The sequence below is a fragment of the Deltaproteobacteria bacterium genome (genome assembly GCA_011375175.1).
In the GTDB taxonomy this organism is placed as follows: Bacteria; Desulfobacterota; GWC2-55-46; order GWC2-55-46; family DRME01; genus DRME01.
Window position 1 is genome coordinate 1 of sequence record DRME01000010.1, and the last position, 16,969, is coordinate 16,969.

The 16,969-nt window shown below is 66.5% G+C and carries 14 protein-coding genes; all 14 read left to right on the plus strand.

Going from position 1 to position 16,969, the window contains the following annotated elements:
* Positions 1–1,098 (plus strand): ATP-grasp domain-containing protein (locus ENJ37_00640; protein ID HHL38991.1); only part of this gene is annotated, 1,098 nt, incomplete at its 5' end.
* Positions 1,099–1,192: 94 nt separating this feature from the next.
* The gene (locus tag ENJ37_00645) at positions 1,193–2,635 is read left to right on the plus strand and encodes a hypothetical protein (GenBank protein ID HHL38992.1); all 1,443 of its coding nucleotides are present in this window, start codon (positions 1,193–1,195) and stop codon (positions 2,633–2,635) included.
* Positions 2,632–3,453: a DUF3473 domain-containing protein gene (locus tag ENJ37_00650; GenBank protein ID HHL38993.1), complete on the plus strand. Its 822-nt coding sequence runs from the start codon at positions 2,632–2,634 to the stop codon at positions 3,451–3,453. Before ENJ37_00645 ends, ENJ37_00650 begins: the two co-directional genes overlap by 4 nt.
* Complete coding sequence (locus tag ENJ37_00655; protein HHL38994.1) at positions 3,450–3,728, plus strand: hypothetical protein; 279 nt, start codon at positions 3,450–3,452, stop codon at positions 3,726–3,728. Before ENJ37_00650 ends, ENJ37_00655 begins: the two co-directional genes overlap by 4 nt.
* Positions 3,725–4,933 (plus strand): beta-ketoacyl-[acyl-carrier-protein] synthase family protein, encoded by a 1,209-nt coding sequence (locus ENJ37_00660; GenBank protein ID HHL38995.1) that lies wholly within the window; start codon positions 3,725–3,727, stop codon positions 4,931–4,933. The genes ENJ37_00655 and ENJ37_00660 overlap by 4 nt, the downstream gene beginning before the upstream one ends.
* Positions 4,930–6,123, plus strand: a complete 1,194-nt coding sequence (locus tag ENJ37_00665) for a hypothetical protein (protein HHL38996.1) — start codon at positions 4,930–4,932, stop codon at positions 6,121–6,123. The genes ENJ37_00660 and ENJ37_00665 overlap by 4 nt, the downstream gene beginning before the upstream one ends.
* 200 nt (positions 6,124–6,323) lie before the next feature.
* Positions 6,324–7,439, plus strand: a complete 1,116-nt coding sequence (locus ENJ37_00670) for a class I SAM-dependent methyltransferase (GenBank protein ID HHL38997.1) — start codon at positions 6,324–6,326, stop codon at positions 7,437–7,439.
* A gap of 4 nt (positions 7,440–7,443) precedes the next feature.
* Positions 7,444–8,637 (plus strand): beta-ketoacyl-[acyl-carrier-protein] synthase family protein, encoded by a 1,194-nt coding sequence (locus ENJ37_00675; protein HHL38998.1) that lies wholly within the window; start codon positions 7,444–7,446, stop codon positions 8,635–8,637.
* Between the two features lie 357 nt (positions 8,638–8,994).
* The gene (locus ENJ37_00680) at positions 8,995–11,121 is read left to right on the plus strand and encodes a PAS domain-containing protein (protein HHL38999.1); all 2,127 of its coding nucleotides are present in this window, start codon (positions 8,995–8,997) and stop codon (positions 11,119–11,121) included.
* A 2-nt stretch (positions 11,122–11,123) separates the two neighbouring features.
* The gene (locus ENJ37_00685) at positions 11,124–11,786 is read left to right on the plus strand and encodes a response regulator (protein ID HHL39000.1); all 663 of its coding nucleotides are present in this window, start codon (positions 11,124–11,126) and stop codon (positions 11,784–11,786) included.
* Between the two features lie 527 nt (positions 11,787–12,313).
* A complete protein-coding gene (locus tag ENJ37_00690) occupies positions 12,314–13,021 on the plus strand; it encodes a tetratricopeptide repeat protein (GenBank protein ID HHL39001.1) in 708 nt (235 codons plus the stop codon).
* A 19-nt stretch (positions 13,022–13,040) separates the two neighbouring features.
* The gene (locus ENJ37_00695; GenBank protein HHL39002.1) at positions 13,041–13,817 is read left to right on the plus strand and encodes a DUF1573 domain-containing protein; all 777 of its coding nucleotides are present in this window, start codon (positions 13,041–13,043) and stop codon (positions 13,815–13,817) included.
* A complete protein-coding gene (locus ENJ37_00700) occupies positions 13,814–16,570 on the plus strand; it encodes a hypothetical protein (GenBank protein HHL39003.1) in 2,757 nt (918 codons plus the stop codon). Before ENJ37_00695 ends, ENJ37_00700 begins: the two co-directional genes overlap by 4 nt.
* 242 nt (positions 16,571–16,812) lie before the next feature.
* On the plus strand, positions 16,813–16,969 hold a 157-nt coding region (locus ENJ37_00705), incomplete at its 3' end, for a DUF4160 domain-containing protein (GenBank protein HHL39004.1).

The following is a 16,969-nucleotide window of genomic DNA, read 5'->3' on the forward strand; positions in this document are numbered from 1 at the left end:
GGCGAAAAGGGCGTCTTCGTGACGGCCGGCGAGTCCACGCGCCTTGCGACGGCGCTCTTTTCCCGCCATGCCGCCCGCAGGGTCGTCTACCCCTCTCCGTCTGCAAGACCCGGCGGGTTCATGGAGTGGCTCTCCGGCGAGCTCGCCCGCGGCGGCCACGACGCCGTCATAGCGACCGAGTACGAGACCCAGCTCCTTCTCGTCCGAAACCGCGGCGTGCTGGAGCGGTGCGTGCGCCTCCCCTTTCCCGGCGCGGCCCTCATGGAGCGTGTCCACGACAAGGCGGCCCTCATGGAGTACGCCGCCTCCGCGGGGGTGGACGTTCCCCTCACCTTCCTGCCCGAAGGCCCCGGCCACGTCGACGAGCTCGCCGGGAGGCTCGACTACCCGGTGGTGGTCAAGCCCCGGCGCTCGTCGGGCTCGCGGGGGATCGTCTACGCCCGCAACGCCGACGAGCTGCGCCGGGCCTGGCGGACCGTCAACTCCCGCCATCCCCTGCCCATGGTCCAGGAGTACGTGCCCACCGTGGCCGGAGGGGCCCGCGGCGTGGGCGTCGTCTACAACTTCGACTCCGAGCCGAGGGCGGCCTTCGCCTACCGCAGGCTGCGCGAGTATCCCGTGAGCGGCGGCCCCAGCACGCTGCGCGAGAGCATAGACGACAGGGGGCTCGTGGAGAGGGCCCTCTTTCTCATGAACCGGCTCGGCTGGGTGGGGCCGGCCATGGTCGAGTTCAGGATGGACGCACGGGACGGGCGCCCGAAGCTCCTCGAGATAAACCCGCGGCTGTGGGGCTCGCTCCAGCTCGCCGTGCTCTCGGGCGTTGACGTGCCGTGGATGCTCGCAAGGCTCGCCGTGGACGGCGACGTGGAGCCGGTCATGGACTACCGCGCCGGGGTTCGGTGCCGGTGGCTCGTGCCCGGCGACCTCATGCACCTGCTCACCAATCCGGCGTGGCCCTCGGTGCTGAAAGATTTTTTCAGAAGGACCGACGGAGATGATATAATCTCGGCAAGCGATCCGTGGCCGCTCTTGGGCCGGGCCTGCTCGGCCGTTGCGCTGCTCTACTCGAAGGAGCTGAGGTCCGTCGTATTCAGGTAAATCAAGGAGCCGAGATCCGTCATATACGGGCAAATTCAGGCAGAGCCCCCGGCCGGCGCACGGGCGGGGGCTCTGCCCGGGAGCGGGGGTTGGTATGATAAGAAAGAGAGTGTTGCAGGCAGTGGCCGCCGCGGCGGCGCTCGTCGTTCTCGCCGCAGGCGCGCGGGGCGCCGAGTTCAGGAAGACCAAGATCGCCGTCATCGACTTTCAGCTCCAGGGCGAGGGGTTCTCCACGCCCGACATGGGCAAGATCGTGGCCGAATGGCTCATCACCGAACTCGTCAAGGCGGGCCGCTTCGACGTCATAGAGCGAAGGCTCCTCGAAAAGGTGCTGAGCGAACAGGAACTCGGGCTGACCGGTGTCATCGACTCCGAGAGCGCGAGCAAGCTCGGCCGCGTGCTCGGCGCGAGGGTGGTCATCTCGGGCACGGTCATGAAGCTTCCGGCCTACACGGAGGTCAACGCCCGCCTCATCGACGTTGAGAGCGGCTCCATCATAGCGGCCGAGAAGGTCAAGAGCGAGACGACGACGAGGCTTGAACACCTCATAGAACTCATGGCCGAGAAGATCATAAAGGACTTCCCGCTGGAGGGCTACGTCGTGGCCCGCACGGGCGACTACGTCTCCATAGACCTTGGAAAGATGGCGGGCGTGAGAGAGGGGATGCGTTTCGTGGTCTTCAAGGAGGGTGAGGTCATAAAGCACCCCAAGACGGGCGAGGTCCTCGACATCTCGCAGATCCGCGTCGGCGAGGTGGAGGTCACCGGCGTCAAGGAGAAGATAGCCACGGCCCGCATAGTCTCGGAAGAGGAGGGGCGGCGGATCGAGTACGGCGACATGGTGAGGAGCGTAAAGGAGGAGACGAAGGTCGAGGTCGAAAGACCCGCGGCCTACCAGCCGCCGGCGCGCGAGTCCCGGCCTGAGCCCGTGCCCGCGGCCCTCCACTACAGGGAGATCGACAGGCGCATAAGGGAGCTCGAAGAGGCCAAGGCCCGGGGACGCAGGCCCGAGAAGATCGACATAAAGCGGCTCATCGGCAGGATACAGGTGAGACTGAAGAAGGATTACACCTCGCCGGAGCTGTACTTCCACCTGGCCAGGGTCTACCGTCTCGTCGACAGCTACCGCAAGGCCCAGAAGACGCTCGTCAAGGCCCTATACTACGACGCCCGCTACCTGCCCGCCCTGGCCCTGCAGGGGGAGATGAACTACGAGGCATCGCGCCGGGCGGACTGGCGCGGCGGGGCGCTGCGCGACAGGGCCTACGAGGCGTACACGGCCATAGCGACGTCGGAGGAGGCGGGCCCCTCCCTCAAGGCGCTGGCGCACCTGCGTCTCGGCGACATCCTCTGGCACATAGACGACGACCGCGAGAAGGCGAGAAGGCACTGGGAGGAGGCGGCCCGCTTCGAGTCGACGCCCCACGCCGCCAAGGCGAGGGCCAGGCTCAGGGAGACGGAGACCGGGAGGCGGCCGCCCCTGCGCGGGAAGGGAGCGGACGAGGAGATCGACTGGTTCGAAAGGCCCGAGCCGTGACGGTCAACGCCATAACGGTAGACCTCGAGGACTGGTACCACGTCTGCGGCGACGGCGCCCAGGCCGACCCCGCAGGGTGGGACGCCTACGAGAGCCGTGTTACGGCGAGCACCGGCAGGATACTGGACATACTCGACAAGGCCGGCGCCAAGGCGACCTTCTTCGTCCTCGGCTACATAGCCGACAGGAACCCGCGCCTCATAGAGCGCATCCACCGGGAGGGCCACGAGCTGGCCGTCCACGGCTACTACCACCGCCGGGTCTTCGAGATGACGCCCGCCGAGTTCGAGGCCGACCTGGAGAGGTCGATAAGGGCCGTCGAGAGCGTCACCGGCGAGCCCGTGCTCGGCTTCAGGGCGCCGGAGTGGTCGGTGACGAGCGGCACGTACTGGGCCTTCGAGATAATGGCCGCCGCCGGCCTCAGCTACGACTCGAGCACCGTCCCGCTAACGCGCATGGGCGAGCGGGGGCTGCCCCATCTGCCCCATCGGGTCCGCACCCCGAGCGGCGAGATCATCGAGTTCCCCCTTACGACGATGAAGTGTTTCTGGGAGCGGCTCCCCTTCACCGGCGGGCTGCCCATGAGGCTCTTTCCATACTGGCTCATAGCCGAGGCACTGCGCTCGACCAACGCCGCGGGGCAGCCGGGGCTCGTCTACATACACCCGTGGGAGTTCGACCGGGAACAGCCGAGGATCGAGCTTCCGCTGACGAGACGCTTCATGCACTACTTCAACACGGCCTCCACGCGGCCCAAGCTCGAAGGGCTGCTCCGCCACTTCCGTTTCGCCCCCATCAGGGAGGTGCTCGGCCTGTGAGGCGGGAGGGCTACTACATACGCTCGCTGCTCTCGACGGCGCTCGCATACGTCGCCGTCGTCGGCCTCCTCTTCCGGCTCGTCTACCTGGCGGGGCCCTGGGGCCTGGCCCTCATAGCGGCCGCCGTCGCCGCCGGTTTCGCGGTCCTCTACGACTGGGGCGGCAGGCTTTCGGCCCTCGCCGGCCGCCGCCGGAAGGCGATCCATGGGCGCGCGCGGGAAGCTCCCCTCGAGGCCGGAGCCGGCAAGGCGCCGCGCACGACGGAGGGCGCATGAGCGCAAGGCGCGTTGCCGTGACGGGCGTGGGCATGGTGACGGCCCACGGCGCGGGCTGGCGGCGGAACATGGAGGCCTTCAAGGCCGGACGCGACTCGACGGCCGAGGTCCGGGCCTTCGACGGCTCGGGCTACAGGGCCTCCCGCTGCGCCGAGGCGCGGGATTTCGTCTTCGCGTACAAGCCGCTCAGGCTTCGCGCCTCGCGCCTTGACAGGGCGTCGAAGCTCCTTCTCACGGCCTTCGACGAGGCCATGGCCATGGCCTCCATGGACCGCTTCGACGAACCGGCCGCCGTGGTGCTCGGCACCACCCTTGGCGGCATGCTCTCCGGCGAGCGCTACCATGCCGACGGACTGCGGCGCGGCTTCGACCGGGCCAGGGTGTCTCTTCTCACCGACTACCTGGCCCACAGCCAGGCGGCGAACCTGAAGCTCGAGTACTCCATAAGGGGGCCTTCCCTCACCCTCAGCGACGCCTGCGCCTCGGGCGCCACGGCCATAGGCACGGCCTTCCACATGGTCCGCGCCGGCGAGACGAGGGTCGCCGTCGCCGGCGGCTACGACACGATGAGCGAGTTCACCTTCGCCGGCTTCAACGCCCTCCAGGCCGTCTCGCCCACCCTCTGCCGTCCCTTCGACGCAAGGCGCGACGGGCTCGTGCTCGGCGAGGGCGCGGCCGTGCTCATCCTCGAGGAGATGGAGAGCGCCGTTGCGCGCGGCGCGGCGGTGCTCGGCGAGGTCCTGGGCTACGGCTCCGCCTCCGACGCATTCCACATGACAAGACCCGACCCCGAGGGCCGGGGAGCAGCCTCGGCCATGAGACGCGCCCTCGACGACGCCGGGCTCTCTCCCGAAGAGATCGACTACATAAACGCCCACGGCACGGCCACGCCGCTGAACGACCTCATGGAGGCCCGGGCCGTGAGGGCCGTCTTCGGCGGACGGGACGTGCCCGTAAGCTCCGTAAAGCCCATGGTGGGACACACCCTCGGGGCCGCCGGGGCCGTCGAGGCCGCCGTCTGCCTCATGGCCATAAGCGGGGGCTTCCTTCCGCCCAACATAAACTGCGACGAGCCCGACCCGCAGTGCCCGCTCCGCATCGTCCACGGCCCGGAGGAAGGCGTAGAGCTGAGGACCGCCCTCTCCAACTCCTTCGGCTTCGGCGGCACCAACGCCTCGCTCGCGCTCGCAGGGGTCCGGCGATGAAGGGGGGCGGCATCGTCATAACGGGCCGCGGCGTGGTGAGTCCCGCGGGCGCGGGAAAGGACGGGCTGCGCGGTCTGCTCAGAGAGGGCCGCCGCGCGCTCGGAGAGGTCGAGGCCTTCGACGCGCCCTGCGAGGCGGGAGAGATAAAATCCTTCGATCTCCTCGACCACGTGGACGACCGGCGGCTGCGCCGGGCCGCGCCGGCCACGCAGTACGTGGCGGCGGCCGTGGCCGAGGCGCTCGGCGAGGCGGGCATTGCCGGCGAGGCCGCCGGGACGGGGACGGGGCTCGTGACGGCCGTGACCCACGGGGCCGTGGGCTTCACCTGCCTCTTCCACCGCGACCTCGTCATCGAGGGCCCCCTTGCCGCGAGCCCGGCCCTCTTCTCCGATTCGGTGCTCAACGCCCCGGCCGGCAACACGGCCATGGCCTTCGCCGTGAGGGGACCGGTCCACACCATAGTGGGCGCGGCTCCGGCGGGGCTCCAGGCCGTGGAGCTCGCCGTCCGTCTCGTGGCCTCGGGACGGGTGGAACGCTGCATAGCGGCCGCCACCGAGGAGCTCAACGAGCGGGTCGTGGAGGCCTACTTCAGGATGGGCCTCATAAGCCCGGAGGCCGCTCCCTTCGGACCGGCTCGAAAGGGTTTTCTTCCGGGCGAGGGCGCGGCGGCCGTGGTAGTGGAGAGGATGGAGGCGGCGGCGCGGCGCGGCGCCGCCCCCCTGGCCGCCGTCGCCTCGGCGGCCGGCGACGGCGGACCTTCGCTCGAGGAGGCGCTCGGCCGCATCTGCGCCCCGGCGGCCGGGTCGGCCGGGACGGCCGCAACGGCGGACCTGCTCGTCTCCGGCGCAAACGGCGGACCCGCCGACGCCGTCGAGGGGCGGGTCATGGGCGCGCTCCTGCCCGAAGGCACGGCCGTAAGGGGCCTGAAGGCGCTCACCGGCGAGGCCTTCTGCGCCTCGGCTCTCACCTCGCTCGTCGCCGCCACCTTCTTCCTCGAAGAGGGGGAAGGGGCGCCTTCGGGCGCCGCGCCGCAGGACGTCTCTACGGAGTGGAGCTGGGCCGACTTCACCGCCGCGGCGGCGGCAAGGGAGGTGCTCGTAACGGCCACGGGGCTTCGCGGCGAAGCCGCCGCCGTGAGGCTCGCCGCCACGCATATACGAATAAGTATGGAGGGGCTTGCAGGCTTGTAAAAGGGTCATGGACCCACGGTTCCCTCAAACCCCCTCCAAAAACTTTTAACGCGACTTGGTTTCTCCCTGTTTTGCCAAGCAAAACAGGGAGAAACCAAGTCGTATTAAAAGTCTTTGAAGGGGGCCTGGGGGAAACGTGGGCCTACGGCCCTTCTACAGAAAGTTTCCCCCAGCGCAATCAATCCGGTAAAGCAGAGAAGATGGAATCGGTCGTCAAGGATATGGGACTGGGGCTGTTGCGGCAATTCCTTGTCGCCAGGGCCCTGAGCGAGCGGCTCATGGGCTTCTGCGGCGACGAGGGCGTCACCGACGTCGCCGCCCGCCTGGGCCTCTTCGACCTCCGCCGCTGGTTCGAGGGCCTCGCCGCCGGACCTGGCTACAGGCTCGATACGCCGGTGAGGCGGCGCATGGCCGCCACCCTTCTCGACTTTCTCGTTGAGTGCGGCGTCGTTGAGAGGGGGCCGGAGGGGACGTACCGATACGCGGGGAAGAGCGGCGCCACGGCGGGGGAAGAGCCGCTGAGCGGCGAAGAGAGGGAGACGCTGAGGCGCTGGTTCGCCGGGGAGATCGATTTCTTCGACGCCTGCCTCGACGAGGCCCCGCGCTTTCTTCGCGGCGGCCCGCACCCCTTCGACTTCACCGACGAGTGTCTCGCCCTGTGGGAAGGATTTCTCGGAAACTTCGAGTTCGGGACCCTTCGGGCCGTGATGCTGCGGCTCATGGCCGTCGACGACGCGCCTTCGACGAGGGTTCTCGACCTCTGTTTCGGCCTCGGCCACGGCATCGTGGACCTGATGAGCGACTTCAGGGACGCGTCGATCACGGCCGTAGACTTCAGCGACACCTACCGGCCCGCCGCCGAGGCCAGGGTGGAGGAGGCGGCCAGGCGCAGGGGCATAGAGATCGACGGCAGGCTGAGCTGGGCCGAGGGATGGAAGGGCTTCGGCGAGCCGCTGCCCTTCGGCGACGCCGCCTTCGACGCCGTCCACTTCACCTTCTCGGACCCCTACATACCCGCGCAACTGCGCCGCAGCGTCTACGGCGAGATACGGCGCGTCCTCAAACCCGGCGGCGTGCTCGGGGCGGCCACGTGGGTATATCCCGACGACGAGCGACAGGTGGTGAGCAACCGCTGGATACGCCGCCAGGTGCTGGTCCACGACTTCGCCGAGAGCGTCTGCCGCGGCTGGCAGGGTTTCCACGACGCCGGCCTGACGCTGCGGCTCTTCGACGAGATCGGCTTTGAGAGAAAGCGCTCGCTCTTCGGCGACGACAACAGGCTGGGCTCATCGCTCTGGGTCATGGTGAGGCGGTAGGGCCGTGGGCGAGGCGGCCGTCACGGGAGTGGGGGTTGTCACCCCCCTTGAGAGCGGGCGGGGGACCGGGCTCTTCTGGCGCTCTCTCATCGAGGGGCGCAGCGCCGTGGCGCCCGTCACCCTCTTCGACGCCTCGCCCTACGGCGCCGTGGCGGCCGCGCAGGTGGAAGGGCTCGAGGGCGCCGGAGCGGACCGCTGGTTTGCAATGATGGAGAGGGCCCTGGACCTTGCCCTGCGGGACGCCGGGCTATGGGGCGAGAAGGGGGAGCTTGCAGGGGCGGCCCTCGTGGTGGGCACGGTCCTCGGCGGCGTACTCCACGGCGAGCGGGTCTGGCGCGAGGGGAGAAGGGAGCCGCCGCCCGGCTATAGCCTCCACAGCGGCGCAAAGAGGCTCGCCGCGGACTTCGGCATCGGCGGGCCGGTGACCACCGTCTCCACGGCCTGCGCCTCCGGGACCGACGCCCTGGGACTCGCCTATCGGCTCGTGGCCGACGGAGCCGTCGAGACGGCAGTGGCCGGCGGGGCCGACGCGCTCTGCGAGTTCGCCCTGAGCGGCTTCAGCGCCCTCGGCGCCCTCTCGCCCACCGGCGTGGCCAGGCCCTTTGCGGCCGGCCGCGACGGACTCGTGCTCGGCGAGGGCGCGGCCTTCCTGGTCCTCCAGGACGGCCGGCGCGCCGGGGAGCGCGGCGCGCCGGTGTACGGACGGGTCCGCGGCTACGCCTCCCGGAGCGACGCAAACCACATGACCGCCCCCGACCGCGAGGGACGGGGCCTTGCGCGGGCCATGGAGGCCGCGCTGGCCGAGGCGGGGGTGCGGCGGGTCGACTACATAAACGCCCACGGCACGGGCACCCCCTACAACGACGCCATGGAGACCAGGGCCATAAAGAGGGTCTTCGGCCCCGCGGCATACGACATACCGGTAAGCTCGGTGAAGGGCGCCGTGGGGCACAGCTTCGGCGGCGCCGGCGCCATGGAGGCCGCAATCTGCCTCCTCGCCATGAAAGACGGCGTACTCCCTCCCACCATAAACCTCGACCGGCCCGACCCGGAGTGCGACCTCGACTACGTGGCCCGAGGGGCCAGAGACAGGGCCGTACGGACGGCCATGAGCCTGTCGGCAGGTTTCGGCGGACAAAACGGCGTCGTCGTCTTCGACAGCGGTCCCGTCCATCGAAGCCCGGGCACAAAGGTCTGAAGAGCCCCGCCCTTGCGCCCCCCTTCCTCCCCGCTTCCCCCCCAGGACCGGGGTCCGTTTACAAATTCGAGCCCCGGGGCTATAATGCTACAAGGAAGCTCTGATTAATCGCTCCGGCGGAAACTTTCTGTAGAAGGGCCATAGGCCCACGTTTCCCCCCTGCCCCATCGTATGTTCTTCGGATCTTCGGCCGTACCGGGGCTTCGGCCCGCAAAGGCGTAACAACCCCGCCTGGCGCGGGCCGAACCCCCGGTACAAGCCCCCGAAGCGGCCGGCGCGGGCAGTCCTGGGGAAACTTTATAGCGCAACGTCAGAGCCTCTCCAAAGGATTTTGCCGTAGTCTCGGGGCCAGCGCCATTGGAAACGCACATCGGCAAGAGACAGTGGACCATCTCCGTCATGACGCTCATGGTCGTGGCCATCATGCTCGTCCTGTGGAACAGGTCCTTCACGACCACCAAGGAGGCGGCCTTCCAGGAGTTCAGCCGCAGGCAGTCCGTCCTGGTGGAGAACACGGCGAACGCCATCAGGGTCTTCTTCGACGAGATCGCCTGGCATCTGAAGATGACGGCGGCCGAGGACCCGGCCGGCAACCTCGACGAAGAGCGGGCAAGGGCCGATCTGCAGCGCAGGTTCGAAAGACTCAGCTACCTGGGGGTGAACGACATGGGGGTCCTGGACGCCGACGGGATCCTGCGCTACAACGTCAAGGCGCCCGCCATAGAGGGCCGCGACTTCTCCTACCGCCGCTACTTCAGGACGGCCCGCCAAAGGCCGGAGGCCGGCCTGGTGATAAACGAGCTCATCGAGTTCAAGGGCGCGGACGTGGGCAAGAAGGGGGTCATCTTCGCGGTCCCCGTGGTGAGAACGGATGGAGAGGGCGGTGAACGGGAAAGGCGCTTCGGCGGCGTGATCGTCTGCACGCTCAAGGTCGATACGCTGGTGCGCAGGTTCATCGCCCCGCTCAGGCTGTCGGACCGGGGTTTCGTCATGCTCGTCGACGACGAGCTCACCATCCTCTGGTCTCCCGACCCCGCCATGACGGGCCACAAGCTCGCGGGCGTGCGCGAGGGGACCGGCGGCTCCGCTCCCCTTGCATCCGCCATGAGCCGCGACGGGAGCGGCATGGGCGAGTACATATTCTGGAGCTACGACGACAGGGACCGCATCTTCACCGACGATACGGAGCCCTATCTCTTCGCCTACACGACGGTGCGCATCGGGAAGGGATGGTGGAGCATCGTGTCGTCCACGCCCACAGAGGAGGTCAAGGCACTGCTGGGCGGCTACTACGCCGACCAGATGATGCTGCTCGGCGTGATACTCACGGTCGTGCTGGCCGGCTCGTCATACCTGCTCCACCTGTCGTCGAACCAGCGGCGTCTGCTCGAAAGGGAGGTGGACTCGAGGACAAGGGACCTCAAGGAGTCGCACGAGAGGCTGCTTACCATACTGGACGGCCTCGAAGCCGCCGTCTACGTCTCCGACATCGAGACCCACAGGATACTCTTCGCCAACAGGTACATACGCGACATCTACGGCGAAGTGGTGGGCAGACTCTGCTGGCGGACATTCCACGAGGAGCATAACGGCCCGTGCAGCCACTGCTCAAACGAACGGATCCTCGCCCCCGACGGCACTCCCAGGGGCGTGCACAAGTGGGAGTACCGAAGCTCGACGGACGGCCGCTGGTACGCCGTCTACGACCGCGCCATAAAGTGGATGGACGGGCGCATGGTGCGCCTCGAGATAGCCGTCGACATAACGGAGCGCAAGACGCTCGAGGAGGAAAAGCTGCGGGCCAACAGGCTGGCCGCCGTGGGAAGGCTGGCCGCCGGCGTGGCCCACGAAATAAACAACCCCCTCGCCAACGCCTCGCTCAACGTGCAGATGCTCAAGGATATGCTCTCGGCCGCCGGAGGCTCCCGCGATGTGATGCGAAAGCTCGAAGGCGTGGAGAAGAACGTGGACAGGGCGGCCCACATAGCAAGCGAGCTGCTCGACTTCTCGCGCAGCCAGCGCCGCGAGACCGTGAAGATCGATATCAACAAGGTCGTCGAGGACGCCCTCATGGCCGTCGACTACCAGATGGAGGGCGTCGAGGTGAAGAGGAGACTTGCGCTCCTCCCCCCGGTCAAGGGTTCTCCCGAGAGGCTTGAGCAGGTCTTCGTAAACCTCCTCAAAAACTCCATCGAGGCCATGCCCGATGGCGGCGAGATAGACGTCACCACAAGACGCGACGGCGCCTTCGTCGTCGTGGAGATACGAGACAGCGGCGTGGGCATAGGCGACGACGACCTTCCAAGGGTCTTCGAGCCCTTCTTCACCACCAAGGAGGCGGGAGAGGGTCTCGGCTTCGGTCTCGCCATCTCGTACGGCATAGTCGCCGAGCACGGCGGCTCCATAGCCATCGAGAGCGGGCCAGGCAGCGGGACCACGGCGGTCGTGCGCCTTCCCGTACATGAAACAGAGCAGGAGGTGTAGCCATGAAGAAGATACTCATAGTGGACGACGACGAGGAGCTGAGGGCCAACCTCTCGGAGATACTGGCGCAGGCCGGCTACGCGGCCGATGAGGCGGCCACCGGCGCCGAGGCCGTGGAGATGGCCGGATCGAGGGACTACGACGTGGTGCTGCTCGACAAGATGATGCCAGGCATGGACGGCGTGGAGACCCTCATGGAGCTCAGGAAGGCGGCGCCGCGCTCCAAGGTGATAATGGTCACGGCCTTCGCCACAGTCGAGGCGGCGGTGGACGCCGTCAAGAGGGGGGTGAGCCAGGTCGTCTCCAAACCCTTCAAGATAGAGCAGCTGCTCGTTCTCATAAGGCAGGCCATCGAAGAGGCGGCCTTCGAGAAGGGTGTGGAGCGCCTCGACCTCGACAAGACGCTCTCGGCCATGGCCAACCCCATACGCCGCACCATAATCAAGCTCCTCCACCGCGGCGGCCCCCTGAGACTCATGGAGATGAGCAGGCGGCTCGACATCGGCGACCACACCAAGACCATATTCCACATTAGGATCCTGAAGGAACTCGACCTCGTCTGCCAGAGCGAGACGGACCGGCACTACTTCCTGACCGCCAAGGGCGAACGGCTCATAAACTGCCTCGAAATACTCGAAAAACACATCGAGAGCGCAGGTCCGTAGCAGACTCGAAACGAGTTGTCGCAAGCCGCGGAGACTGCCCCGGGCTGACGACGAAAAAACAGATTTTTTCCCCACCTGCAAAGTCCCCCCGCCCTTCGGTGAACGATCCTTCACACCACCTCAGCCACTTTGAACACAAATTCAATTGACGGCCTTCTTCTCCCACAGATACTATATACTTATGGAAACTCCGATTTATTGTACCGGGGGGAAACTTATCTATAAGAGGGGCCACAGGTCCACGGTTCCCTCAGACTCCCTCCAAAGACTTCAACGCCCTGCGGTTCCCCCCGTTCTGCAAGCAGAATCGGGGGGAACCGCAGGGGATTGAAAGTCTTTGAAGGGGCGCACTGCCCGCGTCGGCGGCCTCGGGGGGCTGTACCGGGGATTCGGGCCGCAAAGGCGTAAAAAGATCCCGCCCGGCGCGGCCCGAACCCCCGCCACAAAAGTTTCCCCCAGGCGGACGGGCCGACGGTCGAAATTACGAGCGCATAGCGGCAAGGGGAGAGGAGGACGGTTACGCGAAGATGCAGCATGGCAGGTGGCTGCCGGTGTACACGGCCGCGGCTCTCCTGGCAGGGGCGCTCTGCACCGCTGTGGTATACTTCTCCCTCCACAGCAGTCTCCCTGCCGGTGAGAGAGAGGCGACGGTAAGCGACGGGGGGCTCGCCGGGCCATCGGAGTTGCGCAGCGCATCCGGGCGCGGGGGCGGCGACTTCCGCAGCCTCTACAGGCTCGGCCTCGTCTATTACAACCGCGAGGACTTCGACGGCGCCATAGCCCTGTGGAAGAGGGCCGCCGCCATGCTCCCGGAGGGCGACATGATGAAGACGACGCTCATGGACATCGTCAGGCGGGCGGAGAGGCGCAAGGCGCTCACAGGCAGGATGCGCGAGCTCGAAAAGGCAGTGGACCTCAAAGCCCCTCCCCTGGCCGAGGGCCTCGAGCTCGCCTCGCTCTACATCGCGGAGCGCCGCTTCTTCAGCGCCGGAGAACTCTACAGAGCCATGACGCAGGTCCACGCCGACGACCCGAGGCCCTGGGCCGGACTTGCAAAGCTCGTCTACCGCCAGGGCCGCATACTCTGGGCCGAGCGTTACGCCCGCAGGGCCATAGCTCTCGGGACAATAGACGAAGAAGTGATGCGCATCAACGACGAGATAGAGAAGCTCATCCCGCTCCTGGCCGAGGAAGGCTACGACGAGCTCGTAAAGAGGTCCCATCCGGCGGGATGAGACAGCCGGCGATGGCGCGATGAGGTTGCTTGGAAGCGCCCTGCTCTTCACCGTCGCGCTCCTGTCCCTCGGGCGCTCGCAGGCCGCCACGGAAGGGACCGACGCCGTACCGCGGGTCCACATCCCGCAGCGCACCGTCGAACTCGGCCGGTCCCAGCCTGGGGTCAAGCCCACGGGCAGCTTCACCATAGGCAACACCGGCTCGGCGCGGCTGAACATAATCGAGCTCAAACCCTCGTGCGGGTGCACCGTCGCCGAACCGGAGACGAAGACGATAGCCCCGGGCGAGGAGGTCGAAGTGACCGTCACCATCGACCCCCGAGGCAAGGCCGGCGGCTACCGCAAGACGGTGACCGTCAGGACCGACGATCCCGAGGAGCCGGTCGTCGAGGTGGTGGTGACCGGAGAGGTGGCCATAACGGAGCACGGCGAGGCTCCCGACAGGTCCGCCATCTTCACCGGCAAGTGCGCCGCCTGTCACGCCGAGCCGGCCTCGGGCAAAGAAGGCGAGCCGCTCTTCGAGGCCGTATGCGCCCTCTGCCACGGCCACTACGGCCTTGGCGGACCGGCGGCGGCGAGGATAAACGACCTCGACTTCGTAGAGAACCATGACGATTCGTACATAAGGACCGTCATCGCCGACGGTGTGTCCGGCACTTCCATGCCGGCCTTCGCAAAGGAGGCGGGAGGCCCGCTCGACACCGGCCAGATAGAGTCGCTCGTGGAGCTCATCCGGTGGTGGGAAGAGGGCTACGTCTTCAGGGACAACAGGAACTACATCGGAGGAGCAAGGTGAATGGTCGGAGATGGCAGGCGCTCGGCATGGCGCTCGCCGCCGCCGTGGTCGGCCTCGCCGTAGCGGTCAGGCTCGGCCACACCACCGGCGGCACCTTCGCCGGCACGGAGCACGGAGGCGCGGACACCACCTACCCCGACCGCGCCTACTACCCCTCCACCGACAACGTCACCGGTGTCTCCAGGGGACAGGTCGACGCATTCTACAACATCTACTACAAGAGGGGCGAATGCAACCACTGCCACGAACCCCACGCATCGGTGGGAGGGGGGCTCGAACCGGAGCCGAGTTCCCCGCCGGGACCGGGCAACTACCTCCTCTTCAACAACTATAACACCAAGTCCTCGCGGGTCGAGTTCTGCGGCACCTGCCACAGCGAACAGGACCCCGACGCAAACGGCGTGACCTTCGACACGCCCTACGACTTCAGCTTCAGGGGCGTCACCAAGTACTACGACTCGGCCCACTACAGCCGCAACATCCAGTGGCCCGGCGGCCAGTACGGATCGACGTACCCGGCCAAGAGCGCCTCCGAGGCCGGGGCCTGCGTCAACTGCCATACCCCCCACGGCTATCCCTACAGCTCCGATGATCCGGCCGTGGGAAGCGTGCCGGCCGGCACACCGTACCCCAAGCAGCTCGTAGAACTCACCGACATAAACAACAGGGACCCGTCTACCTCGCCCATAACGGGCTGGCCCAACGTGAGCGGCCGCGACCCCGACGACGCCGAGGACCTCTGCTACACCTGCCACGACGGCTCGCCCGTGCAGAACAAGGACCTCTCCATGTACAACCCTTACCAGAAGTGGGGGCTGCCCTACTACACGAGCGGCGCCACGTCCATAAAAGAGTCCTTCCAGCAGACCTACCACCATCCGGTGAAGGACAGCGAGCAGGCCGGCAAGACCTCCTACTACCACGCCGACGCCTCAAAGCCCCTGGACGTGCACAACAAGGTGGAGTGCACCACGTGCCACAACCCGCACCTGGCAAGCGGCAGGTGGGACGACGCTTCACCGGCGTGGCCCTCGCCGACGCCTGTCGTGCTGCCGGGCGTTACGCACGGCGCCTACCTCGACAACGTGGGGGCCTACGACTGGCCGCCGCCCTCCTGGGGGCTCAGCTATCAGCCCGGGGAGCTCTGGGGAGACGACCCGGAGGAGAAGATAAACGCGCTGATGAACAGATTCATCGGCATGGGCACCGGCGGATGGGAGTTCAACGTCCTGCGGGGCATACCCTACGGCGGCTCTCCGCCCTGGGACCAGGCGCCCAAGTACCAGCCGCCCTTCGGCGGCACGGCTGACGGCCAGTACCAGCCCGACGGCGACTCGCTGCCCGACTACATAACCTTCTGCCTGGACTGCCACCAGCACAAGCTCGGAAGCATCATGCCCATATACTGGGGCGCCGGCTTCCCTCCGGGCGTCAACCCCACGCAGTGCGACGGCATGTGGCCCTACGCCTGCGTCACCGCCACGGGCAGCGAGCCCCACGGCTTCGACGCCGCCAACCAGTCGCCCTTTTTGTGTTGCAACCCGCCGGGAAACGCCTGCGGCGACCTGACGACCGACCCTACCAGCCCCTTCTACGGCGAGCCGCGGGGCCGGGGCTACGCCGTCTTCAGCCGCCCGCCCTACGAGATGGCCGACAGGATAGCGGGCATAAACTACGTCCTCGCATGCACGGACTGCCACGAGCCCCACGGCTCGCCCGAGAACGGCCTGCTGAGAAAGCGGATCAACGCCTACGAGGGCTCCACCATACACAACGTCCTCTGCAACGCCTGCCACTACTACTACGGCGGCGCCATGACCTACGACGGCTGCGGCGGCGGAGGGCTCAAGGGCTGCGCCACGGCGTCGTGCCACCTAAACACCGTGCTCCACCGCATAGACAATAACACCGGCGGCGGAGGAGCCATAATCTACACGCCCACGGGATGCCCCAAACCCAAGTCCCTCGAGGTGCGCTTCGACATGAACTGGACGGCCGGAAGCACCAACGTGACCGACAATACCGGCAGGCTCGACGGCGTTGTGAACAACCCCTTCTCCACCATCCCCGGCGACGGCTACTTCCACGGCGACGGCTCAAGCCTCAACTACATAGAGTTCCTCAACGACGACTCGTGCCTGCAGAGCGCGACGGAGATGACCATCGAGGCCCGCATAAAACCGACGGGCATACCGGCGGGCGCCAACAACTACATACGGCGCATCTTCGACCGCGCCGGGGGCGCCAACTACCAGGTCTCGGTGTGGCGCAACGTTACGGGCGCGCCGTGGCAGCCCGTCTTCCAGCCGCCCGACAACGTGGCCGTCATCGCCTTCTGGCTCAAACCGGTCGACGCCCACGGCGGCAAGGCATGGAAGCCCGTGAAATCGGACTACAACACCTGTCCCGTGACAAACGACCACTGGTACAGGGTGAAGGTCGTATGGAACTCGTCGAAGACCGGAGGCATACCGGGCGACATCTGGATAGACGACGAGGGCACCGACGGACTCGGCTCGGGCGAGAACTGGTCCGGCTACAAGAACTGCACCGACTCCGCCCAGTCGCAGAACCCGGCGGACCGGCAACTCTGGGAAGGCGACCAGATAGCAACGGCCGACGGCGACTTCGTCATCGGCGCAAACATCAACAACCGCAGCAACAACCTCTTCAACGGCCTCATCGACTGGATAAGCTGGAAGGGCGTGGTGGACTACGGCGGCGTGGACGACCCGCCCAACCCGCCGCAGTAGAAACCTGGGGGAAGCTTTTTGTAAGGGTCACAGCCCCACGTTTCCCCCGGCGCAATAAATCGGAGCGTCCTTAGGTTAATCGATTCAGCGATACGAGTCAAGACATTCCTTTGATTCTGCTTGACAGGGACTTGTACGGGTGAATAAAATAATTGACAGGTTAACCGTATATTGCGGCAGGAGTAATGGAAATTGGGTAGAATAACAAGTTATGTGCAAAGAAAGGATACAAGAAAGTACTAATGCCGACCATTTCAATGTTTTATGGCATCATAATTAGAATGTATTGTGCACCCGACGAGCATAGTCCTCCACATTTCCATGCGTATTATCAGGCTCATAAAGCTATTATTGATATAAACACCTGCGAATTAACAGATGGGAGATTACCCCCGAAAC